General features: G+C 68.7%; 24 protein-coding genes and 1 tRNA gene. 5 read left to right on the top strand and 20 right to left on the bottom strand.

Going from position 1 to position 24,641, the window contains the following annotated elements:
- Positions 1–71: 71 nt before the first annotated feature.
- Positions 72–1,358: a phosphopyruvate hydratase gene (gene eno / locus T8T98_RS07190; RefSeq protein ID WP_160732943.1), complete on the top strand. Its 1,287-nt coding sequence runs from the start codon at positions 72–74 to the stop codon at positions 1,356–1,358.
- A gap of 46 nt (positions 1,359–1,404) precedes the next feature.
- Here eno and T8T98_RS07185 read toward each other — a convergent pair whose 3' ends face one another.
- The 8 genes from T8T98_RS07185 to T8T98_RS07150 form a co-directional block, all read right to left on the bottom strand.
- Positions 1,405–1,704: a hypothetical protein gene (locus tag T8T98_RS07185; protein ID WP_160732942.1), complete on the bottom strand. Its 300-nt coding sequence runs from the start codon at positions 1,702–1,704 to the stop codon at positions 1,405–1,407.
- 40 nt (positions 1,705–1,744) lie between these two features.
- On the bottom strand, positions 1,745–2,164 hold the full coding sequence (gene ribH, locus T8T98_RS07180; protein ID WP_160732941.1) for a 6,7-dimethyl-8-ribityllumazine synthase: 420 nt from the start codon (positions 2,162–2,164) through the stop codon (positions 1,745–1,747).
- Positions 2,165–2,237: 73 nt separating this feature from the next.
- Positions 2,238–2,313, bottom strand: a tRNA-Lys gene (locus T8T98_RS07175).
- Between the two features lie 97 nt (positions 2,314–2,410).
- A complete protein-coding gene (rodA, locus tag T8T98_RS07170; protein WP_160732940.1) occupies positions 2,411–3,526 on the bottom strand; it encodes a rod shape-determining protein RodA in 1,116 nt (371 codons plus the stop codon).
- Positions 3,523–5,565, bottom strand: a complete 2,043-nt coding sequence (mrdA, locus tag T8T98_RS07165) for a penicillin-binding protein 2 (RefSeq protein WP_251105603.1) — start codon at positions 5,563–5,565, stop codon at positions 3,523–3,525. Before mrdA ends, rodA begins: the two co-directional genes overlap by 4 nt.
- A complete protein-coding gene (locus T8T98_RS07160; RefSeq protein ID WP_160732938.1) occupies positions 5,565–6,119 on the bottom strand; it encodes a rod shape-determining protein MreD in 555 nt (184 codons plus the stop codon). The genes mrdA and T8T98_RS07160 overlap by 1 nt, the downstream gene beginning before the upstream one ends.
- A complete protein-coding gene (gene mreC / locus T8T98_RS07155) occupies positions 6,119–7,009 on the bottom strand; it encodes a rod shape-determining protein MreC (protein ID WP_251105604.1) in 891 nt (296 codons plus the stop codon). Before mreC ends, T8T98_RS07160 begins: the two co-directional genes overlap by 1 nt.
- A 10-nt stretch (positions 7,010–7,019) precedes the next feature.
- Positions 7,020–8,063 (bottom strand): rod shape-determining protein, encoded by a 1,044-nt coding sequence (locus tag T8T98_RS07150; RefSeq protein WP_160732936.1) that lies wholly within the window; start codon positions 8,061–8,063, stop codon positions 7,020–7,022.
- A gap of 194 nt (positions 8,064–8,257) precedes the next feature.
- Here T8T98_RS07150 and mutL point away from each other — a divergent pair, with 194 nt between their 5' ends.
- Positions 8,258–10,081, top strand: coding sequence for a DNA mismatch repair endonuclease MutL (mutL, locus tag T8T98_RS07145; RefSeq protein WP_251105605.1), 1,824 nt, complete (start codon positions 8,258–8,260; stop codon positions 10,079–10,081).
- A 1-nt stretch (position 10,082) separates the two neighbouring features.
- The gene (locus T8T98_RS07140; protein WP_251105606.1) at positions 10,083–10,631 is read left to right on the top strand and encodes a hypothetical protein; all 549 of its coding nucleotides are present in this window, start codon (positions 10,083–10,085) and stop codon (positions 10,629–10,631) included.
- 30 nt (positions 10,632–10,661) lie between these two features.
- On the opposite strand, the gene T8T98_RS07135 is transcribed toward T8T98_RS07140, so the two are convergent.
- Genes T8T98_RS07135 through T8T98_RS07125 form a run of 3 tightly spaced genes read right to left on the bottom strand, consistent with a single transcriptional unit; the run spans position 10,662 to position 13,239 of the window.
- Entirely contained in the window at positions 10,662–11,138 is a 477-nt protein-coding gene (locus tag T8T98_RS07135; protein ID WP_251105607.1) for a MaoC family dehydratase, read from the bottom strand.
- 1 nt (position 11,139) lies between these two features.
- The gene (locus T8T98_RS07130) at positions 11,140–12,483 is read right to left on the bottom strand and encodes a hypothetical protein (protein WP_251105608.1); all 1,344 of its coding nucleotides are present in this window, start codon (positions 12,481–12,483) and stop codon (positions 11,140–11,142) included.
- 15 nt (positions 12,484–12,498) lie between these two features.
- Positions 12,499–13,239: a glutaredoxin family protein gene (locus tag T8T98_RS07125; protein WP_160732932.1), complete on the bottom strand. Its 741-nt coding sequence runs from the start codon at positions 13,237–13,239 to the stop codon at positions 12,499–12,501.
- 50 nt (positions 13,240–13,289) lie between these two features.
- Between T8T98_RS07125 and T8T98_RS07120 the strand changes: the two genes are divergently transcribed.
- Positions 13,290–13,667, top strand: a complete 378-nt coding sequence (locus T8T98_RS07120; RefSeq protein ID WP_456107230.1) for a MerR family transcriptional regulator — start codon at positions 13,290–13,292, stop codon at positions 13,665–13,667.
- On the opposite strand, the gene T8T98_RS07115 is transcribed toward T8T98_RS07120, so the two are convergent.
- The 9 genes from T8T98_RS07115 to T8T98_RS07075 all read right to left on the bottom strand — a co-directional run bounded on the left by T8T98_RS07115 (position 13,664) and on the right by T8T98_RS07075 (position 23,491).
- Positions 13,664–14,461: a DUF1206 domain-containing protein gene (locus T8T98_RS07115; protein ID WP_251105610.1), complete on the bottom strand. Its 798-nt coding sequence runs from the start codon at positions 14,459–14,461 to the stop codon at positions 13,664–13,666. The genes T8T98_RS07120 and T8T98_RS07115 overlap by 4 nt on opposite strands.
- A gap of 76 nt (positions 14,462–14,537) precedes the next feature.
- Positions 14,538–15,833 (bottom strand): alkaline phosphatase family protein, encoded by a 1,296-nt coding sequence (locus T8T98_RS07110; RefSeq protein WP_251105611.1) that lies wholly within the window; start codon positions 15,831–15,833, stop codon positions 14,538–14,540.
- Positions 15,834–15,850: 17 nt separating this feature from the next.
- Complete coding sequence (gene ychF / locus T8T98_RS07105) at positions 15,851–16,951, bottom strand: redox-regulated ATPase YchF (RefSeq protein ID WP_251105612.1); 1,101 nt, start codon at positions 16,949–16,951, stop codon at positions 15,851–15,853.
- 98 nt (positions 16,952–17,049) lie between these two features.
- The gene (locus T8T98_RS07100) at positions 17,050–18,045 is read right to left on the bottom strand and encodes an SDR family oxidoreductase (RefSeq protein WP_251105613.1); all 996 of its coding nucleotides are present in this window, start codon (positions 18,043–18,045) and stop codon (positions 17,050–17,052) included.
- Between the two features lie 107 nt (positions 18,046–18,152).
- Positions 18,153–18,725 carry an aminoacyl-tRNA hydrolase gene (gene pth, locus T8T98_RS07095; protein ID WP_251105614.1) on the bottom strand — a complete coding sequence of 191 codons (573 nt, stop codon included), beginning with the start codon at positions 18,723–18,725 and terminating at the stop codon, positions 18,153–18,155.
- Positions 18,726–18,796: 71 nt separating this feature from the next.
- Entirely contained in the window at positions 18,797–20,740 is a 1,944-nt protein-coding gene (acs, locus tag T8T98_RS07090; RefSeq protein ID WP_251105615.1) for an acetate--CoA ligase, read from the bottom strand.
- Positions 20,741–20,879: 139 nt separating this feature from the next.
- Positions 20,880–21,557 carry a 50S ribosomal protein L25/general stress protein Ctc gene (locus T8T98_RS07085; protein ID WP_251105616.1) on the bottom strand — a complete coding sequence of 226 codons (678 nt, stop codon included), beginning with the start codon at positions 21,555–21,557 and terminating at the stop codon, positions 20,880–20,882.
- A gap of 111 nt (positions 21,558–21,668) precedes the next feature.
- Positions 21,669–22,556: a TraB/GumN family protein gene (locus T8T98_RS07080; RefSeq protein ID WP_251105617.1), complete on the bottom strand. Its 888-nt coding sequence runs from the start codon at positions 22,554–22,556 to the stop codon at positions 21,669–21,671.
- Entirely contained in the window at positions 22,553–23,491 is a 939-nt protein-coding gene (locus tag T8T98_RS07075) for a TraB/GumN family protein (protein ID WP_251105618.1), read from the bottom strand. Before T8T98_RS07075 ends, T8T98_RS07080 begins: the two co-directional genes overlap by 4 nt.
- Before the next feature lie 134 nt (positions 23,492–23,625).
- Between T8T98_RS07075 and T8T98_RS07070 the strand changes: the two genes are divergently transcribed.
- Positions 23,626–24,525: a glycine--tRNA ligase subunit alpha gene (locus T8T98_RS07070; protein ID WP_160732922.1), complete on the top strand. Its 900-nt coding sequence runs from the start codon at positions 23,626–23,628 to the stop codon at positions 24,523–24,525.
- Positions 24,526–24,641 lie beyond the last annotated feature (116 nt).

The following is a 24,641-nucleotide window of genomic DNA, read 5'->3' as shown; positions in this document are numbered from 1 at the left end:
TAGAGGGGCGCCAGACACCCGATATGGGGGTGTCATAGTCCATTACAACACCTCTCGACCCGGAGCGCTTCATGACTGCGATCATCGATCTTCACGGCCGCGAAATCCTCGACAGCCGGGGCAATCCGACAGTGGAGGTGGACGTCCTGCTGGAAGATGGCAGCTTCGGCCGCGCCGCCGTGCCTTCGGGCGCGTCTACCGGCGCGCACGAGGCGGTGGAACTGCGCGACGGGGACAAGGGGCGCTATCTGGGCAAGGGCGTGACGAAGGCCGTCGATGCCGTGAACGGAGAGATCGCCGACACTCTTCTGGGCCTCGACGCGGAAGACCAGCGCGACATCGACCTGGCGATGATCGCGCTCGACGGCAGCGGGAACAAGGGGCGCCTGGGCGCGAACGCGATCCTCGGCGTCAGCCTGGCCGTGGCCAAGGCGGCCGCCAATGCCCGCGGCCTGCCGCTCTACAGCTACCTGGGCGGGGTTTCGGCCCATGTCCTGCCAGTGCCGATGATGAACATCATCAACGGCGGTGAGCATGCCGACAACCCGATCGACATCCAGGAATTCATGATCATGCCGGTCGGCGCCGAAACGCTGGCCGACGGCGTGCGCTGGGGCGCGGAAGTGTTCCACACGCTCAAGAAGGGGCTGGCGCAGAAAGGGCTTTCGACCGCGGTCGGCGACGAAGGCGGCTTTGCGCCCGATCTCGCCAGCACGCGCGCGGCGCTCGATTTCATCATGCGCTCGATCGAGGAAGCCGGCTTCCGGCCGGGGGCCGACGTCGCGCTGGCGCTCGATTGCGCCTCGACCGAGTTCTTCTCCGAAGGCCGCTACGATCTTGCCGGGGAAGAGATCTCGCTCAATCCCGAGGAAATGGCCGAGTACCTGGCGAGCCTGTGCGCCGATTACCCGATCCGCTCGATCGAGGACGGGATGAGCGAAGACGACTTCGAAGGCTGGAAGGCGCTGACCGATCGCATCGGCGGGAAAGTGCAGCTGGTCGGCGACGACCTGTTCGTGACCAACCCCGAGCGGCTGCGGATGGGGATCGACAAGGGGCTGGCGAACTCGCTGCTGGTCAAGGTCAACCAGATCGGCACGCTGACGGAGACGCTGGAGGCGGTCGATATCGCCACCCGTGCCGGCTACACCTCGGTGATGAGCCACCGCTCGGGCGAGACCGAGGATTCGACCATTGCCGACCTCGCGGTCGCGACCAACTGCGGCCAGATCAAGACCGGCTCGCTCGCCCGGTCGGATCGCCTGGCGAAGTACAACCAGCTGATCCGGATCGAGGAAGAACTGGGCGACAGCGCCCGCTATGCCGGCAACGCCTGCTTCGGCCGGCTCGCCGACTGACGCCGCTGCGGCCAAGGCTGGGGGAGGGGAGCGCGAGAGGGGCGGCCTAGCCGTCCACTTCGCGTTCGGCTTCTTCCTCCAGCTCTTCCATCTTTTCCAGCTTGCGCCGGTTGCGCGGGCTCAGCAGGTATTGCCACACGCCCCAGGCGTTGATGGCCAGCAGGATCGCGTTCATCGCGGCGATCGGCATGGCCCCGCTCGTCAGGCCGGACACGATCCAGGTGATCGCCACAGCGCAGAACAGCACGAAGCCCCAGCCGGTGGCCTTGCGCCCCAGGTCGGCGGCGATCAGCCCGGCAGCGATCATCGTGCCGATGGCGGCAATCCATTCGAGCGGTCCGTTCACGCGGGCACCTGTGCCGGGCGGCCGCGCCGGGACGCCGCGATCAAGCGAACTTGTCCTGCAGGGCCAGCATGGCCATGGCGGCGCGGGCAGCCTCGCCGCCCTTGTCCTTTTCCGCCTTCTTCGCGCGGACGAGCGCCTGTTCCTCGTTCTCGACCGTCAGGATGCCGTTGCCGATCGCAATGCCGTCCATCGAAAGGGCCATGATCCCGCGCGCGCTCTCGCCCGCGACGATCTCGAAGTGATAGGTCTCGCCGCGAATGACGATGCCGAGCGCGACGAAGCCGTCGAACCGCCCGCTCTCGGCGGCAAGCGCGATCGCGCCGGGCACCTCCAGCGCGCCCGGAACGGTCACGACCTCGACTTCGTGCCCCGCCGCCTCCAGCGCGCTGCGCGCGCCGTCGAGCAACAGGTCGTTGAGATGTTCGTAGAACCGGGCCTCGACCACCAGGAAACGCGCCATGCAAATCTCCGCATCAGAACTGCCAGCCCGGTAGCACAAGCGGCGCGCTGGGGAAGGGGCGAATGGTGGGAAATGGTGGACGCACTAGGGCTCGAACCTAGGACCCGCTGATTAAGAGTCAGCTGCTCTACCAACTGAGCTATGCGTCCCCATGCCGTTTCGGCTGGCCGGGCGGGGCAGGGCCCCGACTCGGGAGGCGCTGCATATAGCGATCCTCGCGAGCATGAAAAGGGGTGATTTCGCGATCTAGCGAAAACGGCTCTGCGGCGCCTGCCGATTCCAGCGATTGACCATCATCAGCGAGCCGATGCAGATCATGTTCGTCAGCATCGACGAACCGCCGTGGCTCATGAACGGAAGCGGGATCCCGACCACCGGGGCCAGGCCCATGACCATCATCAGGTTGATCGCGACGTAGAAGAAGATCGTCGCCACCATCCCGGCCGCCAGCAGCTTGGCGAAGCGATCCTGCGAGCGGTGCGCGACCTGGAGGCCCCAGCGCAGGATCAGGCCGAAGATCAGGATCACCGCCAGGCCGCCGAGCAGGCCCCATTCCTCGGCCATCGTCGCGAAGACGAAATCGGTGTGCGGCTCGGGCAGGTAATTGAGATGGCTCTGCGATCCCTCGTTGAAGCCCTTGCCGGTCAGCCCGCCCGAGCCGATCGCGATCTTCGACTGGGTGATGTGATAGCCGGCGCCCAGCGGATCGCTTTCGGGATCGAGGAAGGTCGTCACCCGCCGCCGCTGGTAATCGTGCAGGCCGAAGAAATAGGCGATCGGCGCGACGATCATGGCCCCGATCGCGCCGGCCGCGAACCAGCGCAGCGGCAGGCCGGCCAGGAACATGACCACGACCCCGCCGAAGGCGATGGCCAGCGTCGTGCCGAGATCGGGCTGGAGCAGGACGAGCCCCATCGGCAGCGCGATCAGCACGCCCGCCGGAACGAGCGCGCGCCACGACGTCGTCATCGAAGGGGGAAGCCCGCTGTAGAAGCGCGCCAGGACCAGGACGATCGCCGGCTTCATCAGTTCGGATGGCTGCAGCTGGATCACCCCCAGGTCGAGCCAGCGCTGGCTGCCGCCGCCGACGAAGCCCATCGCCTCCACCGCGACCAGCATGGCCAGGACCAGAGCGTAGCCGGGGTAGGCGAGCAGGCGCACGAGATCCCGGCTGAACAGCGTCATCACGCCGGCCATCGCCAGGAACACGGCGAAGCGCACGAGGTGCGGAATGGCGAAAGGCTTCCAGTTGCCGCCCGCGGCGGAGAACAGCACCATCGCGCCGAAGCCGACCAGCATGAATAGCGGGATCAGCATTCCCCAGGGCTGGCGCGCGATCGGGGCGGGGACGACCGAGTTCATTCGTCCACCTGCGAACGGTTGATTGCGGCGTCGGTCGCCTCGTTCACCGGCACCATCGCGGCGGCCCGGGCCTCGGCGTCGACACGGTCGAAGATTTCCTCTTCACGGCGCGGCACCGGCGGCACGTCCGCGCCTGCCTGCTCGGCATAGGCGGCGTACTTCCTGGTCAGCCGTTCCTGCGCGGTGCCGCCCCATTGCTTTTCAAGCGCGTGAAGCGCGTCCATCCCCTTGGTCGGGTCGAACAGGAATGTCGTCACGTCGCGGGCGATCGGATAGGCCGCGCCCGATCCGCCGCCGTGTTCGATCACCACCGCGCCGGCATAGCGCGGGTTGTCGAACGGCGCGAAGAAGATGAACAGCCCGTGGTCGCGATACTTCCACGGGCCCGAGCGGCCATCCGATTTCGACAGCGAGACGACTTGCGCGGTCCCGGTCTTGCCCGCCATCAGCACGTCGGGCAGCGGCAGGCGCGCGCGCCCGGCCGTTCCGGGGCCGTTGACGACGTCGCTCATCGCCTCGCGCACGAGCCTGACGTGTTCGGCGGGGAAGTCGGCCGAGGCGAACGGTGCCTCCGCGCCGCCGTAGAGCAGGCGGGGCTGGACATGGCGGCCGGTGGCGATGCGCGATGCCATGACCGCCAGCTGCAGCGGATTGGAGAGCATGTAGCCCTGGCCGATCGTGGCGTTGACCGTGTCGAAGGCCTGCCATTCGCGCCCGTGCTTGCGCAGTTTCCACGCCGGGTCGGGAACGGTGCCGTAGAACTGGCTCAACACCGGCAGGTCGAATTCCTGGCCCATGCCGCAGCGCCGGGCCATGGCCGCGATCGGGTCCATCCCGATCCGCTGTGCGAAGTGATAGTAATAGACGTCGCAGCTCTGGTAGATGCCCTTGGCCATGTTCACGTGGCCGTGGCCGCCCCGTTTCCAGCAGCGGAACACGCGGTTGCCGACCCTCAGGCCGCCGCCGCAATAGACGGTTTCTTCCGGGTCGAGCCCCTCGCGCAGGAACGCCATCGAAACCATCGGCTTCACCGTCGAGCCGGGCGGATAGAGGCCTTTCAGCACCTTGTTGCGCAAGGGGACGCGTTCGTCCTCGCGCAGCATCGCATATTCGACGCTGCCGATCCCGTCGGAAAAGCTGTTGGGATCGAAACTGGGCATCGAGGCCATGCACAGCAGGTCGCCGGTGCGGCAGTCCATGACCACGACCGAGCCCGATTCGAGGCCGATCCGGCGGGCGGCATAGTCCTGCAGCGGGCCGTCGATCGTCAGCTTGACCGGCTCGCCCTGGACGTCCTCGCGCGTTTCGAGGTCGCGCACGATCCGGCCCGAGGCGGTCACTTCGACCCGGCGCGCGCCGGGGACGCCGCGCAGGCGCTGCTCGAACTGCTTTTCCAGCCCGTCCTTGCCGATCTTGTAGCCGGGCGTGATCAGCAGGGGGTTGCGATCCGCCTCGTACTCCTCGGCCGAAGCCGGGCCGACATAACCGATCAGGTGCCCGACCGAGGGGCCCGTGGGGTAGAAGCGCGAGAAGCCGCGCTGCGGCACGACGCCGGGCAGGTCGGGCAGGCGCACGCTGAGCGCGGCGAACTGTTCGTAGCTGAGGCCGCTGCCGACCTCGACCGGGCGGAAGCCGCGCGTCTGGTCGATCCGCTCGCGCAAGTCGATCAACTGCGCGCGGTCGAGCGAGAGCACTTCGCCCAGAACCTCGATCTCGCGTTCCTTGTCGGTCATCCGCTCGGGGATCACGTCGACGCGGAAGTCGGCCCGGTTGGACGCCAGCGGCGCGTCGTTGCGATCGAGGATCCACCCGCGGCGCGGCGGGATCAGCGACAGGTTGACGCGGTTGCTTTCCGCCTCGGTCCGGTACTTCTCGTTCTCCGCGATCGCGATATAGCCCATCCGCACCGCCAGCAGCGTGCCGATGCCCGCGCCCACCGCCGCGATGACGAAGCTGCGACGATCGTAGATATTGTCGAGCGTGGCGGAAGTGAGCTGGGACGAAAGGGCCTTGCGCGCGCGCGATTTCCTGCCGAGCATCAGCCGATCATCCAGATACGGAGCAGCCTGAAACGGTCGAGGATGGAAATCATGCGGGCGATAATGGGATAGAGGAGCAGGGACAGCAAGATCTGCGGCAGCAGCGCGGCCAGCAGCGGGGCGTATAGATGGGCCCCCGATACCACCGCAGCAGCGACGATATAGGTGGCGACGATGGCGCCGGCGATCAGCCAGTCCTGGACGAACGACCGCCAGGGGAAGCGAATCTCGATCGCCTCGATCGCGATCATGGCCAGCGACCACAGCAGGATAGCGCTGCCGAATGGCTGCCCGCTGAACAGGTCGTCGAACGCGCCCAGCGGCAGGCCCGCCCAGACCGGCATGAGGCCCGGCCGCACGAGGCGCCAGGCGACCAGCGTCATCAGCCCGATCGGCGGGACGACCGGCGCGGCCGAGGCGATCGGGAACAGCGGCAGGAGCGAGGCGAGAAGGATCGTCCCCCAGGGCACGGCGTAGGCGAGCGCGGGGGAATGGGTCCGGTTGATGCGCGAGCCGTATGCATCGCGGCGCGACCGGGGATCGGTCCGCTCCATTACTCGGTCACCGGCTCCGCCGCGGGCGTCTGCGCCGCGCGCAGGGCATCTTCCTGCCAGATCGCCTCGACCGCGACGTAATCGGTTGCCGCCGGGTCGCTGATGATCCGCGCCAGCGCGCCGTCCTCGGTCTTCTCGGCCACGATCGCCACCGCGATGCCGGGGCGGTAGTAACCGCCGGCCCCGCTGGTGACGAAGACGTCGCCCGGCTTCAGCGGGTTGATGCCCAGGTTCACCAGACGAATACGCAGCAGGCTGTCGCCGCGCCCCTCGGCGAAGGCGACGACGTTGCCCTGCGCCAGCCGCACGGGCAGGACGCTCTGGCTATCGGTCAGCAGGAGGACGCGCGCGCTGTCGCGGCCGACCTCCAGCACGCGGCCGACGACGCCGCGCGGGCTGCGCACCGGCATTCCGGCCACCACGCCGTCCGCGCGGCCCGCGCCGAGATAGGCGAAACGTCGCGCGCTCGCGGACGTGGAGCCGATCAGGCGCGCGACGGCGACCGGCTTCTCCTCCGTCTCGTAGAGGCCGAGGAGGGCCTTCAGGCGCGCGTTTTCCTGCGCCAGCGCCTCCGCCTCCGCCAGGCGGATGCGGGCGAGTTCGACTTCCTTCTTCAGCTCGGCATTCTGGCTGCCGGCGCGCAGGTACCCGCCGATCGCGTCGAACAGGCCCTGGCTTTCGGCCCGGACATTCGCGCTCGCCGTGGCCGCGGGGGCAACGGCGTCGCCGGCAACCGCGCGCGGGCCGTTGAAGCTTGCCGGCCGCCAGAGCGAGAGGGCGAGGAGGACGGCACCGACGAGCGCGCCGATCCCGGCGATGACGTAGCCGGTGAAGACCCCGTATTGCGCCCTGCGCGAATAGCTCGAGCGCCGTGACGAAGGCGGCGCCATACGTTCCCCCTCAGGCGGTCATCAACACGCCGCGATAGATCGGATCTTCCATCGCCCGGCCGGTGCCGATGGCGACGCACGACAGCGGGTCTTCGGCAATGCTGACGGGCAGGCCGGTTTCCTCGCGCAAGTGCTCGTCCAGTTCCTGGATCAGCGCGCCGCCGCCGGTCAGCACGATGCCCTGGTCCACGATGTCGGCGGCGAGTTCGGGCGCGGTGTTCTCCAGCGCGATCCGCACGCCTTCGACGATCGCGCCGATCGGTTCGGCCAGCGCCTCGGCCACGTGGGCCTGGTTGATCGTGATTTCCTTCGGCACGCCGTTCACCAGGTCGCGGCCCTTCAGCGTGATCGTTTCGCCCACGCCGTCTTCGGGCACCGTGGCGATGCCGTAATCCTTCTTGATCCGCTCCGCCGTCGATTCGCCGATCAGCAGGTTGTGGTGGCGGCGGACGTAGGAAACGATCGCCTCGTCCATCTTGTCGCCCCCGGTGCGGACCGAGGTGGTATAGGCAAGCCCGCGCAGCGACAGCACCGCGACTTCGGTCGTGCCGCCGCCGATATCGACGACCATCGACCCGACCGGCTCGGTCACCGGCATGTCGGCCCCGATCGCCGCGGCCATCGGCTCGAGGATCAGGTAGACCGCGCTCGCCCCCGCATTGCTCGCCGCGTCGCGGATCGCGCGCCGTTCGACCGAGGTCGAGCCGGAGGGGACGCAGATCGTGATCTCGGGATAGCGGAACAGGCTCTTCTTCCCGTGCACCTTGCGGATGAAGTGCTTGATCATCTCCTCGGCGATCTCGATGTCGGCGATCACGCCGTCGCGCAGCGGGCGGATCGCCTCGATGCTGTCGGGCGTCTTGCCCATCATCATCTTGGCATCGTCGCCCACGGCCTTCACGCGCTTGATCCCGTTGATCGTCTCGATCGCGACCACCGATGGCTCGTTGAGAATGATGCCCTGGTCCTGGACATAGACCAGGGTGTTGGCGGTGCCGAGGTCGATCGCGAGGTTCTGCGAGCCGAATTTGAACATGTTGGATAGGAAGCTCATTGCCGTTGCGCGTTTTCCGTATGTGTCTCGGGCCCTCGCCGCAGTTACCCGCGACTGCCGTAACCCGCATCTGACAGGGATCGCGGGTCCTTAACCAAAGCTGCGGAAAAAGGCCAAAAGAATTGTTGCGAAAAGCTGGGTAAACCCTTCCGCCGGCCTCGAATTCACGGCGCTTCGCCGCTAGGTACCCGGCAATGCCCGAAATTCGCCGCCTTCCCGAAACGCTGGTAAACCGCATTGCCGCGGGCGAAGTGGTCGAACGGCCCGCCTCTGCGCTGAAGGAGCTGGTCGAGAACGCGATCGATTCCGGCGCGTCGCGCATCGCGGTCAGGATCGTGGACGGCGGGCTCAGCCGGATCGAGGTGACCGACGATGGCTGCGGCATGTCGCCGCAGGAGATGGCGCTGGCGCTGGAACGGCACGCGACCTCGAAGCTGCCCGAAAGCCTGGTGGGCGAAGAAGGCGCGATCGAACGGGTGGCGAGCCTGGGCTTTCGCGGCGAGGCCCTGCCTTCGATCGCCAGCGTCGCGCGGCTGACGCTGGAAAGCCGGCCGCAGGGCGCGGGCGAGGGCTGGAAATGCGTGGTCGATCACGGCGACCCTTGCGAGGACGGGCCGGCCGCGCTGCCGCCCGGAACGCGGGTGCGGGTGGAAAACCTGTTCGCCAGGGTGCCGGCCCGGCGCAAGTTCCTGCGCACGGCGCGGAGCGAATATGCCGCCTGTCACGACGTCGTGCGGCGCCTGGCCATGGCCCGGCCCGACATTGCCTTCACGTTCGAGCATGGCGAGCGGCGGATCCTCTCGCTCCAGGCCGACCAGCCGCTGGCCGGGCGGGTGGCGCAGATCGTCGCGCGCGAGCTGGAGGCGAACGGCGTCGCGATCGACCTTGAGCGCGGGGCGATGAAGCTGACCGGGATCGCCGGGTTGCCGACCTACAACCGCGGCGTGGCCGATCACCAGTACCTGTTCGTCAACGGGCGTCCGGTGAAGGATCGCCTGCTGAGCGGCGCGGTGCGCGGGGCCTATGCCGACATGCTGGCGCGCGATCGCCATGCCGTGCTGGCGCTGTTCCTCGACCTGCCGGCGCAGGAAGTGGACGTCAACGTGCACCCGGCGAAGACCGAGGTGCGCTTTCGCGACGCGGCGGGCGTGCGCGGTTTCATTGTTTCCGGCCTGCGCCAGGCGCTGGCGACCGGCGACCGGCGCAGCGCACAGGCCCCAGACGCGGCCGCCATGGGCCGCTGGCAGAGCGAGCCGGTGGCCGAGCCCGCCCCGGCGGCGGCCCTGCAATCGATCTTCTCCGGCCGCGACTGGTCGGCCCCGGCGGCCGGCGTGCGCGAGGCATCGCAGGCCTGGCGCGAGCACGAGCAGGACGTGATGGCATCGCCGCAAGGCCGGGCCGAGCAAGCCGCCCCGCTGCCCGACGACGCGGCCCGGTACCCGCTCGGCATCGCGCGCGGCCAGGTGGCCAATACCTATATCGTCGCCGAGGCGGCGGACGGGCTGGTTCTCGTCGACCAGCACGCCGCGCACGAACGTCTCGTGCTCGAACGGCTGCGCGCGGCGGGGGCCGGGGACTCGGTCGCGCGCGCGCAGGCCCTGCTGATCCCCGAAGTGGTCGAGCTGGAGGAGACCGCCTGCGACAGGCTGGAGGACGCCGCCGAAAAGCTCGCCGGGCTGGGCCTGGCGATCGAGCGCTTCGGACCGGGCGCCATGCTGGTGCGCAGCGTGCCGCATTCGCTGCGCAAGTCCGACCCGGCCCGCTTGCTGCAGGACATTGCCGACGATCTCGCCCACCACGGCGAGGCCCTGCTTCTGGGGGAGAAGCTCGACCTCGTGCTCGCGACAATGGCCTGCCACGGGTCGGTCCGCGCGGGCCGCGTGCTCTCGGTCGCGGAAATGAACGCGCTGCTGCGCGAAATGGAGCGCACCCCGCGTTCGGGCCAGTGCAATCACGGCCGCCCGACCTGGGTCAAGCTGAAGATGGAAGATGTCGAGAAACTGTTCGGAAGGCATTGATATGAAACGGCTTGTGCCCTTGATGCTGCCTTTCGCGTTGATCGCCTGCGGCGAACCTGCGCCCACGGCGGAGGAGAAGCGCGCGGCCGAAGATCGCGCGATCGCCGCGGTCGAGGCGGCGCAAGACGTTCCGCCCGACCCGGTCGAACTGGAGGCGATCACTTATCCCGATATCGAACAGCATCGCCTTTCGGGCGCCGGCTGCGCGTTCCTGCGCGAAGGCGAAGAAGGGCGGGAGGGGGCCGGGGAAGGGGCCGCGGCCGGGGAAGGGGAGGCGGACCTTCTGGCCCTGGCCATGGAACGCGGCGCCTTCGTCAAGATCGACGGGCGCATCCACCGGCTCGCGCCCGATGCGGGGAGCCCGCAATTGCCCGTCATGGCGCGGGCGCGTTACGACGGGCGCGAGTATGCGATGCTGCTGGACCTGGCCGAGCGGGAAGGCGCGCGCAGCGGCATGGAGACGACCGACTATCCCGCGCGGCTGGAACTGCGCAACGGGCGCGGCCAGGTCGTCTACGGGGCCAGCGGAATCGCCCAGTGCGGCACCTGAGGCGACCGGCGGCAAGGCCTCGTTAGCGGTTCAGCCGGTCGGGGCATCCTCGATCGGGGCCGACGGATCGCGCACGCGGATCAGCCCGTTCGAGATCATTTCCAGCACCACGTCGTCGTGCTGGTTGAAGACCTGGATGCGCGACCGGAACAGGCCCATCTCGGGCCGTTTGCGGCTGCGGCGCCGGGCGATCACCTCGGTCTCGCACCGCAGGGTGTCGCCCGGATAGACCGGGCGGCGCCACTTCAGCTCGTCGATGCCGGGCGATCCCAGCCCGGCCTGCTCTTCGCGGTGCATGTTCTCCACCATCATGCGCATCGTCATCGCGCAGGTCTGCCAGCCGCTGGCCGAGAGGCGCCCGAAATGGGTCTTCGCCGCGGCCTCGTCGTCGAGATGGAACGGCTGCGGATCGTATTTTTGCGCGAAGTCGATCACTTCCTCGCGCGTGACCTCGTACGAGCCGAAGCTCTGCCTGGTCCCGATCTCGATATCTTCAAAGTACTTCACACTAGTCCCCCAGGCTGAATCGCGCGAACAGCGTGTAGCCCATCGGACCGTCTCCGTAATAGGGGGCCAGTTCCGCCGGCTTGGCAAAGGCGGAGAGGCTGCCGCCCAGCGCCACGTTAACCGGCCCCAGCGGCAGGCGATAGGCATAGCCGGCCTGGAACTTGGTGATCCGGAACGCCTCGTGGTGCAGCGGATCGTGGTGATCGGGAAAAAGCTCGTCGTTCTTCACGTTCTCGACCCGGCCGAACAGCGTGTGCCGATCGGAAAGATCCCAGTTCACTTCGCCCAGCCAGGCGGTCAGCGTGTCGCCGGGCCGGCGGTCCTTGGCGGAAAATGCCGCCATGGCCGACAGGCCGCGCCCGTCGTTGTAGTGGACCGAGGCGGTCGTCCGGTGTTCGTCCGCGCCGCCGTGCATCGCCTCGGGTTCGTCGATCTGGCCGTAGCTCGCCTGGAGCAGCCAGGCCGGGGCGGGGGCGAAGCTGGCGCGCACGCTCCACGAATCGAGCCGCGGCGTCTCGATGTTCCAGCGGAACTCGTCCGGCTCGCGGCCGCGGAAGGCGCTGCCCTCCAGCTGCCAGGCCGGTCCGCCGATGCCGGCCGTCACGACGCCGTAAGTGATATGGGTCGAATCGAACCAGTGATGGGTGATCGGCGCCTCCGGGTTGTAGCGGGCGCTGGCGCGATGCATGAACGCGCTCGGCCCCAGCGCCGGCTCGCCCACCGGGCCGCCGTAGAGGAAGGCGCTCGTATCCTCGCCGATATCGACCTCGATCCTGCCTGCCAGTTCCATGAACAGGTCGTGCGGGTGCTGCCGGTCGACCAGCGGTTCGCCATAGGCGACTTCGCCGGTGGCGAAGAGGTTGGGATAGCCGTCGTGCCGCATGGCCGGTTCGAGGCTCATCATCGTGCGCAGGGTCAGCTTGCCCCCGTCGAACGGCTTTTCCAGCGTCGCCATGGCCATCGACTGGACGTAGAACTTGTCGTCGCCGCGCGGGCCGCCCTGGTCGGTATAGACCGGCCAGACGAAACCGTGGAGCATCAGGCTGGCATCGCCGCCGAGATCGATCGCCGCGCCGTGGTCCATCGTCTCGTTCGCGGGAAGGCGCGAGGTGCCCGACCCTTCGCCGCCGTGCGCGGGGCCGTGGTCCATCGCCCCGTGGTCCATCGCCCCATGACCCATTGCCCCATGATCCATTGCCCCATGATCCATCGTCGCGCGATCGCGCGGATGATCGATCGGTTCGTCGTCCATGCCGGGGGCCGCGTCGGGGCCGGTCTGGGCCAGCGCGGGAAGGGGGGCGAGCAGGGCGGGCGCGGCAGCCGCCGCGAGAAGTGAGATACGCATCCAGGTGGTGTTCCTTCAGTACCTGGCGATCATCCAGATCGCCATGCCGATCATGAAAAGGTTCTCGGTGAGCGAGACGAAACCGAGCGGCACGTTGCCAGACCCGCCGACGCAGGCGCACTTGATCGCGCGCTTCTGGACATAGACGGCGTAGAACACGCTGGCCGCCCCGATCGTGCCGATGACCAGCGCCACCGGGATCGAGAGCCAGTTCAGCGCATGGGCCGCCATAAGCACGCCGGCCCCGGCCTCCAGGAACGGATAGGCATAGGCATAGGGCACCCAGCGCCGCGCAAGGAGATCGTAGCCGACGAACATGGTCGAGAAGCGTTCCACGTCCTGCAGCTTCAGCATGGCGAGGATCGCCATCGTGAAGGCCACGAACCATTCGGCCGCGCGCACGGTGATGGCGGAGCCGAACGCCAGGTGGCTGGCCGCCATGGCCAGCGCGGCGGCAATGGCGAACACGGCGATCACCGGGCGATAGCTGGTCGCGCCTTCGCCGGGCAGGGGCTTGCCCAGGAAAGCGCGCAGCTCGCTATAGCCGCCGATCCGCTCGCCCCCGATGAAGGTCTGCGGCGTCGTATCGACCCCGTGTTCCCGCTTGAAGGCGTCGGTTTCCTCGCGCGTGGTCAGCCACCGGTCGTCCACCGCGTAGCCATGGCGTTGCAGGAGCCACCGGGCCTTCACGCCATAGGGGCAGACGTGCTTGTCCATGACCATGCGGTGCAGCGTTGCGGTCTTGTCGTCGCTCATGCATTCCTCCATAGCCTCCGTACCGTGGTACGGAGTCAAGCATGAAAATGATGCGCATTTCCGATCTCGCCCGCGCCGGCGGGGTCGGGGTCGAAACGGTGCGGTTCTATCAACGCAAGGGGCTGCTCGCCGTGCCGCGGGGAAGCGCGCCCGGCGGGCGGCACTACGGCGCGGAGGACCTGCGCCGCCTGCGTTTCGTGCGGCAGGCGCAGGCGGCGGGCTTCTCGCTGGCCGAGATTGCCGAGCTGATCGCGCTCGACCGGACCGACGACCGGCCGCGGGCCCGGGCGATGGCGCGCGAACGGATCGCGGCGCTCGACGCGCAGATCGCGGCCCTTGCCGCCGCCCGCCGGTCGCTCGCCCGGCTGGCCAGCGACTGTGCGCGGGGCGATGCCGGGCCGTGCCCGATCCTCGCCGCCTTCGACTAGGAGCGGAAGGCCGGACGCATCCCTTCGGCGTCGAGCTCGGGAATGATGCGATAGCGCGCGAGGACGAGGCTGAAGAGACCGAACATCAGCAGGCCGATCGCCACGAGCGTGAAGATCACGCCGTCGTCGGCCAGGCTGGCCACGGCGTCGCCCAGCGTCAGGACCTGTTCGCTGCCGCTCGACAGGAAGCCGGCCTGAACCAGCGACCAGCCGATCAGGAGGAACACGACCGCGCGGGCGATATAGCCGATCCCGCCGAGCCAGCGGGTCTGCGAAGGGGCCCCGGGTGCGATGCGGTGCATGAATTCGCCCGTCCAGCCCTTCTTGGCCTGGAACACCGCGGCGACGATGAAGGCAATGCCGAGCAGGCCGAGGATCGCCCCGCCGAACTGGACCGACAGGACGCCAGACGCCGCCGCCTGCGCGCCGCCCCCGTTGTCGGAGCCCGAGGTGGCGAAGTTGAACGCCGAATAGGCGAGCGCGAGGTGGCCGATCGCGCTGCCGGCATGGCCGATGCGGTGCGCCCACCCGGTCTTGTCGCTCCCCTGGTTCTCGATATCGAACAGCGGGGAGGCGAGCCGGAACAGTGCATAGGCGACGAGGCCGACCACCATGAGCCAGAGGATCGCGGTGCCGAGCGGGAATTCCTGGATCGCCTGGAATATCCCGTTCGTGCCCTGCCGAATGCGCCCGGCGCTGGTGAGCGCGATCAGCCCGAGGACGGAATAGAGGATCGCGCGGCTGAAATAGCCGACGCGAACCAGGCTGCTGAACCGTTCGGACTTCGTTGCCATGTCTTGCTGTTCCCCTGTTTACTGGCTGGGAAACGCCGCAAGGGTGCAGTCCGTTCCGGCAGGCGCCGCCGGGCGGTCAGTCGGCCGCCGCCCCTTGCCGCTTCAGCGCGGGGCGGAACGCCTCGGCACCGCTCCCGTCGCCGAGGCCGAGCAGCACGCGCACGAGCGGCGCGACGGCGGTGTTGCGGACCGTGGGCAGGCGCACGCCGCGCTCGAACGCCGGGCCATGGGCAAGGAACAGCGCCGCCATTTCGGGTGCCTCGTGGTCGTAACCGTGGCTGCCCCCGGTCCATTCGCGCGCGCTGCGGGTGCGGGCGATGGTCCAGCCGGTTTCCGCGACGCAGAGGTAGGGGGGGACGCGCGGGTTCGTGCCATAGGCGAAGCGCGCGGGGATGGCCTCCTTGCGCCAGCATTGCATGTGCGGATGATCGCGCAGCAGCGCGGCCTCGAACGCGCGGCGATTGCCCTCGGTCGGGTGGAAGGTGGCATAGGCGCCGCTTTCGACCACCCGGTAGAGCGCCGGATCGACGGTTTCGTCGAGCGCGACGACCCGCTGCGAACTCGTCGCCGCCATCCCGTGATCGGAGACGATGACCAGGTTCGCCGGCTGCCCCAGCTCGGCCAGGCCGCTCACGAGATCGCCGATATGGCGATCGATCGTGCGGACCGCAGCGTTCAGCTCGGCACTGTCGGGCCCGCCGCGGTGGCCGGCGGTGTCCACCGCGTCGAAATAGAGGGTGACGAAGCCCGGGCGTATCCGGGCCGGGCGGCGCAGCCAGTCGAGCACGGCGTTCACGCGCTGGGTATTGGTCACTTCCATGCTGAACTGCTGCCAGTCCTGCGGGTAGCGGCCGCCTTGGGGCGAACCCCGTCCGCCCTCGGGCATCGTGCCGCCCCAGGCGACCGCCGATCCGGGCCAGAACATCGCCGCGGTGCGGATGCCGGCTTCCTCCGCCTCGACCCAGACCGGGCGGGAGGCGTTCCACCACCAGGGATCGAGCGTCGCCATCGTGAAGACTTCCTCCGGCCGCTCGGGGTGTTCGATCCGGTTGGCGGTGATCCCGTGGACATCGGGCACCTCGCCGGTCACCAGCGTCCAGTGGTTGGGGAAGGTCTTGGTCGGGAACGAGGGCTGCATCGGCGCGCGCACCCCGCCTTGCGCGAGGCGCGAGAGCGTGGGCGTCACGCCGCGGTCGAGGTAATCGGGACGGAACCCGTCGATCGAGACCAGGATCGTGACCGGCGCGCGCTCCTGCGCCGTGGCGGCCGCCGGGGCGCCGGCGGATTGCAGCGAAGGGGCGTCGGCCGCGGGCACGCAGGCGGCGAGCAGCGCCGCCGCCGCCAGCGAGAGGGCACGGGCAAGCCTGGTCATGATGTCGCTCCGATCGGTCAGACGTTGAACTTGAACAGCATCACGTCGCCGTCCTGCACCAGGTATTCCTTGCCTTCCTGGCGCAGCTTGCCGGCTTCGCGAGCGCCGGCTTCGCCGCCGAGCGCGACGTAGTCTTCGTAGGCAATTGTTTCAGCACGAATAAAGCCGCGCTCGAAATCGGTGTGAATCTCGCCCGCGGCCTGGGGCGCCCGGGCACCGTCGGGGAAAGTCCAGGCGCGCGATTCCTTCGGGCCGGCGGTGAAGAAGGTCTTGAGGCCCAGCAGCTTGTAGCCGGCGCGGATCACGCGGCTGAGGCCGCTTTCCGCCAGGCCCAGCTCGGCCAGGTACTCGGCGCGTTCTTCCTCGTCCATCGCGACCAGCTCGGCCTCGATCGCCGCGGATACGACGACCGCCTCGGCCCCTTCGGCCGCCGCCTTCTCGAACACGCGCGCGCTGAGCGGGTTGCCTTCGGCCGCGTCTTCCTCGGCGACATTGCAGACGTAGAGCACCGGCTTGGCGGTGAGGAGCTGGGCTTGGGCGAAGATGCGGGCTTCCTCGTCGTCCTTCGGCTCGGTCAGCCGCGCGGGCTTGCCGTCGCGCAGCAGATCGAGCGCCTGGCCCAGCACGCTGGCCATGATCTTCGCTTCCTTGTCACCGCCGGTCGCCTTCTTCGCGGCCGCGGGAACACGCTTTTCCAGGCTTTCGAGATCCGCCAGCATCAGCTCGGTCTCGACCACCTCGGCATCGGCGATCGGGTCCACGCGGTTGGCGACGTGCTGGATATCGTCGTCCTCGAAACAGCGCAGGACGTGGACCACGGCATCGACCTCGCGGATATTGCCGAGGAACTGGTTGCCCAGGCCTTCGCCCTTGCTGGCGCCTTTCACGAGGCCGGCGATGTCGACGAAGGCGAGCTGGGTCGGGATCACTTTCGCCGAACCGGCGATCGCGGCGATCCTGTCCAGCCGTTCGTCGGGCACGGCGACCTGGCCCACGTTGGGCTCGATCGTGCAGAACGGATAGTTCGCCGCCTGCGCGGCCTGCGTCTCGGTCAGCGCGTTGAACAGGGTGGACTTGCCCACATTCGGCAGCCCGACGATTCCGCAGCGGAAACCCATTTGCTTCGAATACCTTCCATCTACCGTCGCCCGCGAAAGTGCCGCGGCCTTGCGGTGCGGGCGCTATAAAGAAATGCCGTCGCGCGACAAGCTCGGCGCTATCCGTGCACCGCCCGCACCAGGGGGCCGACCCGCTGCGACCCGCCGAGCCAGGCGAGCTGGGTGGCGGCGGTGACGCGATTGATCTCCTCCTGCGGGATCGAGCCGCCGCTGACCGCGCGGCGCAGCGGGCGGGTGCCGGGCGGCATGGCGATGATCTGCGCGATCGCGCGCGGGATATCCATGACGTCGGCGGTCCGGCCCGAGCCGTCCTCCAGCCCCATGCGGGCGACAACGTCGGGATAGCCGTCCTTGTGGACCTGCGCCGCGCGGTCGCGCAGCGCGGCGGTATAGACGTTCCGGTTGACCCATACTTTCGTCGGGTAGCCGCCCGGCTCGACGATCGTGACGTCGATATTGTGCGGCACGAGTTCATAGGCGAGCTGTTCGAACATCGCCTCGACCGCGAACTTGCTGGCCGAATAGTGCCCGGCATAGGGCGCGATGACGCGCCCGAGCTGCGAGGAAACGGCGAAGATCTGCCCCCCGCCGCGCGCGCGCATGGCCGGCAGGACGGCGCGGGCGAGGCGGTAATAGCCGAAGACGTTGGTGTCGAAGGCGAGGCGGGTCGCCTCCATGTCCTGGACCTCGACCGGCCCCGAAATGCCGATCCCGGCATTGTTCACCAGCACGCCGAGCGCGCCGCCGGCCATGCCTTCGGCCTGCGAGACGGCGCGCGCCACCATGTCGTCGTCGAGCACGTCGAGTTCGAGCACGGTGATATCGAGCCCCTCGTCCCGCGCAAGGCGTTCCAGTTCTTCCCCCTCGGGCCGGGGCAGGTTGCGCATCGTGGCGAAGACTTTCGCGCCGAGCCGGGCGTAGTGTTCCGCCCCGGCGCGGCCGAAGCCCGATGAGCAGCCGGTGATCAGGATCGACTTGCCCGAAAGGTCGGGCCGTGCCGCGACCCGGTCGGGCTGGGCGCGCGCGGCGCCGGCGGCGAGGGCGGTCGTGGCGGCGGCCCCGGCGAGCAGGGAACGGCGGTCTATCGTCGGCATCGATGGCTCCTGGCTGATGATCGTGCAAGATCGGTCCCTAAGGCCCGGCTGAACGCGCGCGGACCCTAGCCGAGCGGGCGGCGCCCGGTCGATAGGCTTGCGCGGCGCTAGCCGTTCATGCGCAGGGCGACGTCGCTCATGAACCGGGCCGGATCGCCTTTCGCCAGCCATTCCGCCTCGGCCCCGATCGCGGCGAGCATGTCGGTCAGCGCGTCCATTTCGCCCTTGGCATAGTTGCCGAGGACGTGCCCGGTCACGCGGTCCTTGTGCCCCGGGTGCCCGATGCCGATCCGCACCCGGTGGAAATCGGGCCCGCCCAGGTGCTGGTTGATCGAACGCAGCCCGTTGTGCCCGGCGAGGCCCCCGCCGGTGCGGACCTTGATCTTGAACGGCGCGAGGTCGAGCTCGTCGTGAAAGACGGTGAGATCCTCTAACCCGAGCTTGTAGAAGCGCAGCGCCTCGCCCACGCTGCGCCCGCTCTGGTTCATGAAGGTCGCGGGCTTGAGCAGCAGGATCTTCTCCCCGCCGATGCGCCCTTCCTGCACCCAGCCGGAGAACTTCTTCTGCACCGCGCCGAAGCCGTGCATCTCCGCGATGACGTCGCAGGCCATGAAGCCCACGTTGTGACGGTGGAGCGCATATTGCGGCCCGGGATTGCCTAGTCCTGCCCAGATCTGCATGGCGCGCGCTCTAGTGCGCCGGCCGGGCCGGGGCAATGCCCCGCTGGCTGCTGCCTGCCTGCTGCCGGCGGCTAGCGGTTGAGCCGCCCCTCGATCAGCCCGTCGACCAGCGAGGGATCGGCCAGGGTCGAGGTGTCGCCGAGCGCGCCGTAGTCGTTCTCCGCGATCTTGCGCAGGATGCGGCGCATGATCTTGCCCGAACGCGTCTTGGGCAGGGCGGGGGCGAAGTGCAGGTGATCAGGGGTGGCGATCGGGCCGATTTCCTTGCGAACGTGCGAGCGCAGTTCGGCGGCGAGATCGTCCGACGGTTCCTCCCCCGCGTTGAGCGTGACGTAGCAATAGATGCCCTGGCCCTTGATGTCGTGCGGGAAGCCGACCACCGCGGCTTCCGCCACTTTCGGGTGCAGCACCAGCGCGCTTTCGACTTCGGCCGTGCCCATGCGGTGGCCCGAGACGTTGATCACGTCGTCCACCCGCCCGGTGATCCAGTAATAGCCGTCTTCGTCGCGGCGGCAGCCGTCCCCGGTGAAATACTTGCCGGGATAAGTGCTGAAATACGTCTGCACGAAGCGCTCGTGATCGCCGTAGACGGTGCGCGCCTGCCCGGGCCAGGACCGCGCGATGCACAGGTTGCCCGCGGCCGCGCCGTCGATGATCGCGCCGTCGCCGTCGACCAGTTCGGGGCACACGCCGAAGAAGGGGCGGCCCGCGCTGCCCGGCTTCATCGGGTGCGCGCCGGGCAGGGTGGTGATCATGATCCCGCCGGTTTCGGTCTGCCACCAGGTATCGACCACCGGCGTCTCGCCGCCGCCCACGTGGTCGTGGTACCAGCGCCAGGCCTCCGGGTTGATCGGTTCGCCCACGGTGCCCAGCAGGCGCAGGCTCGACAGGTCGTGCTTGTCGACGTGCGCGGTGCCTTCGCGCATCAGCGCGCGGATCGCGGTCGGCGCGGTGTAGAAGATATTGACCCGGTGTTTGGCGCAGACGGCCCAGAAGCGATCGTGGTCGGGCCAGTTCGGCACCCCTTCGAACATCAGCGCGGTCGCCCCGTTCTGCAGCGGGCCGTAGACGATATAGCTGTGCCCGGTGACCCAGCCGATATCGGCCGTGCACCAGTAGACTTCGCCCGGCCGGTAGTCGAAGACGTAGCGGAACGTCGTTTCGGTCCACACGGCGTAGCCGCCGGTGGTGTGGAGCACGCCCTTGGGCTTGCCGGTCGATCCCGATGTGTAGAGGATGAACAGCGGGTCTTCCGCGTTCATTTCCTCGCACGGGCATTCATCCGCCACGCCCTGCGACAGCGCGTGATACCAGTGGTCGCGCCCCTCGGTCATCGCCACGTCCGCCCCGGTGTGGCGCACGACGAGGACGGCCCTGACCGCGACCTTTTCCAGCGCGGCATCGACATTGGCCTTGAGCGGGATCGTCTTCGATCCGCGCAGCCCCTCGTCAGCGGTGACGACCCAGTCGCTGCGGCAGTCCTCGATCCGGCCGGCGATGGCATCGGGCGAGAACCCGCCGAAGATCACCGAGTGGACCGCGCCGATCCGCGCGCAGGCGAGCATCGCGATCGCGCCTTCGGGGATCATCGGCATGTAGATCGTGACCCGGTCGCCCTTCTTCACGCCCATGGCCTTCAGCGTATTGGCCATGCGGATCGTTTCGCGCTGCAGGTCGGCGTAAGTCAGGCGGCGCACCTCGCCCGCCGGGTCGTCCGGCTCGAACACCAGGGCCACCGCGTCGCCGCGCCCGGCCGCGACGTGGCGGTCCACCGCGTTGTGGCAGACGTTCAGCGTGCCGTCCTCGAACCAGCGGATATCCACCGGGTCGTAGCTCCAGTTCGCGATCCGCGCGGGTTCGCGGAACCATTCGAGCCGCGCGGCCTGCTCGGCCCAGAAGGCGTCGGGATCGTCGATGCTGCGGCGATAGAGCGCCTCGTAATCCGCCAGCGAACAGCTCGCGCCCTCGCTCGCGGCGGCAGGGACGGGGACGGTCTGGTGATCGGTGTCGCTCAAGCTCTTCTCTCCCGCATGTGCGATGCGATTCGCATAGCGCGAGTGGGTTAGGCAAGCGACGCCCCAAACGCAAAACGCCGGCCCGTTGCCGGGCCGGCGCTGCGTGTTCTTGCCGGGCGATAGCCGGAAGCGGGGAAGGTCAGCCTTCGCCGCCCTCTTCCTCGCCGCTGTCGTCTTCGGCGTTCTGCTCGGTCGCGGGAACCGCGTCGGCGGGAGCTTCATCGCTCTCTTCCGCCTCGGCCCGCTTGAGCGCCGACGGGGCCACGACCGTCGCGATCGTGAAGTCGCGATCGGTGATCGCGCTTTCCGAACCCTCGGGCAGCTTGACGTGGCTGATGTGGATCGAATCGCCGACCTCGAGGCCGGTGACGTCGATCTCGATCTCGTTCGGGATCTTGTTCGCGTCGCAGACCAGCTCGAGCTCGTGGCGCACGACGTTCAGCACGCCGCCCTTCTTCAGGCCCGGGCTCGCCTCTTCGTTCACGAACAGGACGGGGACCGCAACGTCCACTTTCGCGCCCTTGGCCAGGCGCAGGAAATCGACGTGGTTCGGGCGGTCGGTAACCGGGTGGAAAGCGACGTCCTTGGGCAGGGTGCGAACGGTCTTGCCGTCCAGCTCGATCTCGACGATCGAGTTCATGAAGTGGCCGGTGTCCAGCTGCTTTATCAGCAGGCGTTCCTCGACGTGGATCGGGGTCGGGGCTTCCTTGCCACCGTAGATGACGGCGGGAACACGGCCTTCACGACGCAGTGCACGGGAGGCTCCCTTGCCAGCCCGATCGCGCGTCTCGGCCGGCAGGGTCAGAGCGTCGCTCATGTCGCTTACCTTTCGAAATGCTTGTGGATACGGTTTCCGCCACGCCTCCAGGGATGACCATGGCAGGAAGCGCGCGCCTATAGCGGACCGGGGCGGGATTGCAAGGGCGCGTTACTGGATGCGGCGCACGGTATAGCCGCGCCGGTGCAGCAGGGCGGGCAGCCCGTCCTCGCCCGCCAGGTGCGCCGCCCCGACCGCGACGAAGGGGCGCGGCGCTTCGTCCAGCATGGCCGCGAGGCGGCCGGCCCAGTCGCGGTTCCGCCCGGCATAGAGCGCGTCGCGCAGCTCGGGGTCGGCAAGGATCGCGCTCGTCGCCGGGTCGGCGAGCTGGCCGATATCGCCGCGGTACCAGCGCGCGGCATTGCCCTGCGACCCGGCCTGGCGGTCGGCGAGGTCCGCGATCACCGCCGCCAGCAGGTCGCGCTGTTCGCGCTCGGGCAGGCGGTCGAAGATGTCGAGTTGCGCGCCCGCGCCTTCCAGCTCGATCACCGCGCCCGCCCCCATGCGCCGCACGAGCGCGCGATCGACCCCGTTCTCGGCCTTGCCGGTCTGGCCCAGTTGGGCGAGCGTCAGCGCCGCGGCCCAGGTCTCCATCCGGTCGAGCGCGCCGGCCGGCATCGAGCCTTCGGCCATCAGGCTTTCCAGCCGGGGCCGCAGCGACGGCGGGACCCGCTCGGCCAGCGGGGGGCGGGGCGCGGAATAGGCGCGCCGCTCGAACGCGCGGCGCAGCGCGGCGCCGTCTTCCAGGTCGCGGACTTCGACCACCAGCACGTCCGCCGCCGCCAGCGCATCGGCGAGCGTTTCCGTCTCCCACGACACGCCGCCGGGCAGCGAGTGGATCGTCCCGAACAGCCAGCCTTCCACCGCGCCGCCGGGCCCGGCGATCTCGAACAGGGCGGGTGCGGCGGGGCCGGCGAACCCGGCCGGCGGGCGGCCCCGGTCGCAGGCAGCGAGCGCCAGCAGCAGCCCGGCCGCGACGAGGGCGGCACGCCGGATCACTGGACGCGCGCGGTCGCGATCCCGAGCTCGGCCAGCTTGTCCTGGACGCTCTGCGTGCCCGCCAGGTGGCCCGCGCCGACCGCGAGGAAGACCGTGCCGGGCCGGTCGAGGCGCTCGTCGATCCACCGCGCCCAGTTGGCGTTGCGGCGATAGAGCAGCCGTTCGGCGAGGACCGGGTCGCTCATGCTCTCGTTGATCAGGCGCGCCAGTTCGGCGGCGTCGCCCTCGGCCCATTCGGCGACCATGAGGTCGAGCATGGCCTTGATGTCATCGACGCCTTCGGCGGTTTCGATCAGCAGGCGGACCTGGGCCTCCATCGGCAGGCTGTCGAAGATCGCGAGCTGTTCCTCCAGCGTCTCCAGCGCGCCGCGGGGCATTTCTTCGCCGCGCGCCTGCTGGAGCACGGTCTCGACCCCGGCGGCGGGGGAATAGCCTTCCTTCAGCAGCGGCAGCATCCCCAGCATCATGGCCGCATACCATGGCTCGTAGGGGTCGAACGCCGCGGCCGGCAGGCCCAGCCGCGCCAGCGCGTCCTCGTAAACGGTGCGCTGCTTGGCGTTCAGCATCGCGCGCAGGCTCTGCCCCTCGGGCAGGGTGCCGATCCGGGTGACCAGCGCCTTCATCGAGGCGGCGGTTTCGGCCGTCATCTCGATCTCGGTCACCAGCATCTCGGATTCGCCGAGCGCCCGGGCGACCGGGCCGTGGTACCAGTCGATCCCCTCGGGCAGGGCATGGACCGTGCCGAAGAGCCAGATGGTCGTGTCCTCGTCCGCCACCTTCCACAGGGCGGGGCGGGCCTGGGGCGGGGCGGTTTCCGGGGTTGGGGCAGGGGCTTCCGGGTTCGGGGCGGGCGCGTCCCCGGCCTGGGCCGCGGGGGCGAAAGCCAGCGCCAGGGCCGAAGCCGCGGCGGCGAAAGGTGTGAGAATGCGCTTCATCGCGGGTGTCCTGTCCTCGGCCCCCTTGCGGGCCGGTGAACCGATTGTGGCGCGCCCCCTTGCCTGTCAAGCCGATGGCCCCGCCGCGGCTGCACCATTGACCGATTTTTTCGCTTCGGCCATGGCGCGGCGCGATGGACCGGAACCCCGAGAAAAGCTTCCAGGACATGATCCTCGCGCTCCACGATTTCTGGAGCGCGCAGGGCTGCCTGATCCTGCAACCTTACGACATGCGGATGGGGGCGGGCACGTTCCACACCGCGACCACGCTGCGCGCGCTGGGTCCGGAGCCGTGGAACGCCGCCTTCGTCCAGCCCAGCCGCCGCCCGACCGACGGCCGATACGGCGAGAATCCGAACCGGCTGCAGCATTATTACCAGTACCAGGTGATCCTGAAGCCGAGCCCGCCCGACATACAGGAGCTTTATCTCAAGAGCCTGGAAGTCATCGGCATCGATCCGCTGAAGCACGATATCCGCTTCGTCGAGGACGACTGGGAAAGCCCGACGCTCGGCGCCTGGGGGCTGGGCTGGGAAGTCTGGTGCGACGGGATGGAAGTCACCCAGTTCACCTATTTCCAGCAGATGGGCGGGTTCGACTGCAAGCCGGTCGCGGGCGAGCTGACCTACGGGCTCGAGCGCCTGGCAATGTATATCCAGGGCGTCGACAACGTCTACGACCTCGATTTCAACGGACAGGGCGTGAGCTACGGTCAGGTCTTTCTCGAGAACGAGCGGCAGATGTCGAAGTGGAACTTCGAGGTCGCCGATACCGATGCCCTGTTCGACCTGTTCAACAAGGCGGAGGCCGAATGCCGCAACGCGATCGCGAACGACGTGCCGATCGCGGCCTACGAACAGGCGGTCGAGGCCAGCCACCTGTTCAACCTGCTGCAGGCGCGCGGCGTGATCAGCGTGCAGGAACGCGCCAGCTACATGGGCCGCGTACGCGACCTGGCGCGGGGAAGCTGCGAGAAATACGCCGAGCTGATGGCGCCCCGGTGGCAGGCAGCATATCCGGAGTGGTCGCTGTGATGGGTGCGTATCCGCATAGTTCGTGCGCTCCTGCGAAAGCAGGAGCCCAGGGCAATCGAGGGGCCGACTCGGCAGGGTTCCTGCTTTCGCAGGAACTCGTGACGGGGGAGGCGGCC

The organism is Pelagerythrobacter marinus, assembly GCF_034375205.1.
GTDB lineage: Bacteria > Pseudomonadota > Alphaproteobacteria > Sphingomonadales > Sphingomonadaceae > Pelagerythrobacter > Pelagerythrobacter marinus.
Note: the sequence above shows the minus strand (reverse complement) of the source record. Positions and strands in the feature narration are given on the sequence as shown.

Bases quoted from the DNA above. Each gene is read 5' to 3' on its own strand.
- pth (WP_251105614.1), bottom strand. From the start codon at position 18,725: ATGCAGATCTGGGCAGGACTAGGCAATCCCGGGCCGCAATATGCGCTC.
- T8T98_RS07085 (WP_251105616.1), bottom strand. From the start codon at position 21,557: ATGAGCGACGCTCTGACCCTGCCGGCCGAGACGCGCGATCGGGCTGGC.
- T8T98_RS07140 (WP_251105606.1), top strand. From the start codon at position 10,083: ATGAAACGGCTTGTGCCCTTGATGCTGCCTTTCGCGTTGATCGCCTGC.
- T8T98_RS07150 (WP_160732936.1), bottom strand. From the start codon at position 8,063: ATGAGCTTCCTATCCAACATGTTCAAATTCGGCTCGCAGAACCTCGCG.
- T8T98_RS07120 (WP_456107230.1), top strand. From the start codon at position 13,290: ATGCGCATTTCCGATCTCGCCCGCGCCGGCGGGGTCGGGGTCGAAACG.
- mreC (WP_251105604.1), bottom strand. From the start codon at position 7,009: ATGGCGCCGCCTTCGTCACGGCGCTCGAGCTATTCGCGCAGGGCGCAA.
- T8T98_RS07160 (WP_160732938.1), bottom strand. From the start codon at position 6,119: ATGGAGCGGACCGATCCCCGGTCGCGCCGCGATGCATACGGCTCGCGC.
- T8T98_RS07125 (WP_160732932.1), bottom strand. From the start codon at position 13,239: ATGAGCGACGACAAGACCGCAACGCTGCACCGCATGGTCATGGACAAG.
- rodA (WP_160732940.1), bottom strand. From the start codon at position 3,526: ATGAACTCGGTCGTCCCCGCCCCGATCGCGCGCCAGCCCTGGGGAATG.
- T8T98_RS07110 (WP_251105611.1), bottom strand. From the start codon at position 15,833: ATGACCAGGCTTGCCCGTGCCCTCTCGCTGGCGGCGGCGGCGCTGCTC.
- ychF (WP_251105612.1), bottom strand. From the start codon at position 16,951: ATGGGTTTCCGCTGCGGAATCGTCGGGCTGCCGAATGTGGGCAAGTCC.
- mutL (WP_251105605.1), top strand. From the start codon at position 8,258: ATGCCCGAAATTCGCCGCCTTCCCGAAACGCTGGTAAACCGCATTGCC.
- T8T98_RS07130 (WP_251105608.1), bottom strand. From the start codon at position 12,483: ATGCGTATCTCACTTCTCGCGGCGGCTGCCGCGCCCGCCCTGCTCGCC.
- T8T98_RS07070 (WP_160732922.1), top strand. From the start codon at position 23,626: ATGGACCGGAACCCCGAGAAAAGCTTCCAGGACATGATCCTCGCGCTC.
- eno (WP_160732943.1), top strand. From the start codon at position 72: ATGACTGCGATCATCGATCTTCACGGCCGCGAAATCCTCGACAGCCGG.
- T8T98_RS07115 (WP_251105610.1), bottom strand. From the start codon at position 14,461: ATGGCAACGAAGTCCGAACGGTTCAGCAGCCTGGTTCGCGTCGGCTAT.
- ribH (WP_160732941.1), bottom strand. From the start codon at position 2,164: ATGGCGCGTTTCCTGGTGGTCGAGGCCCGGTTCTACGAACATCTCAAC.
- mrdA (WP_251105603.1), bottom strand. From the start codon at position 5,565: ATGCTCGGCAGGAAATCGCGCGCGCGCAAGGCCCTTTCGTCCCAGCTC.
- T8T98_RS07075 (WP_251105618.1), bottom strand. From the start codon at position 23,491: ATGAAGCGCATTCTCACACCTTTCGCCGCCGCGGCTTCGGCCCTGGCG.
- T8T98_RS07100 (WP_251105613.1), bottom strand. From the start codon at position 18,045: ATGCCGACGATAGACCGCCGTTCCCTGCTCGCCGGGGCCGCCGCCACG.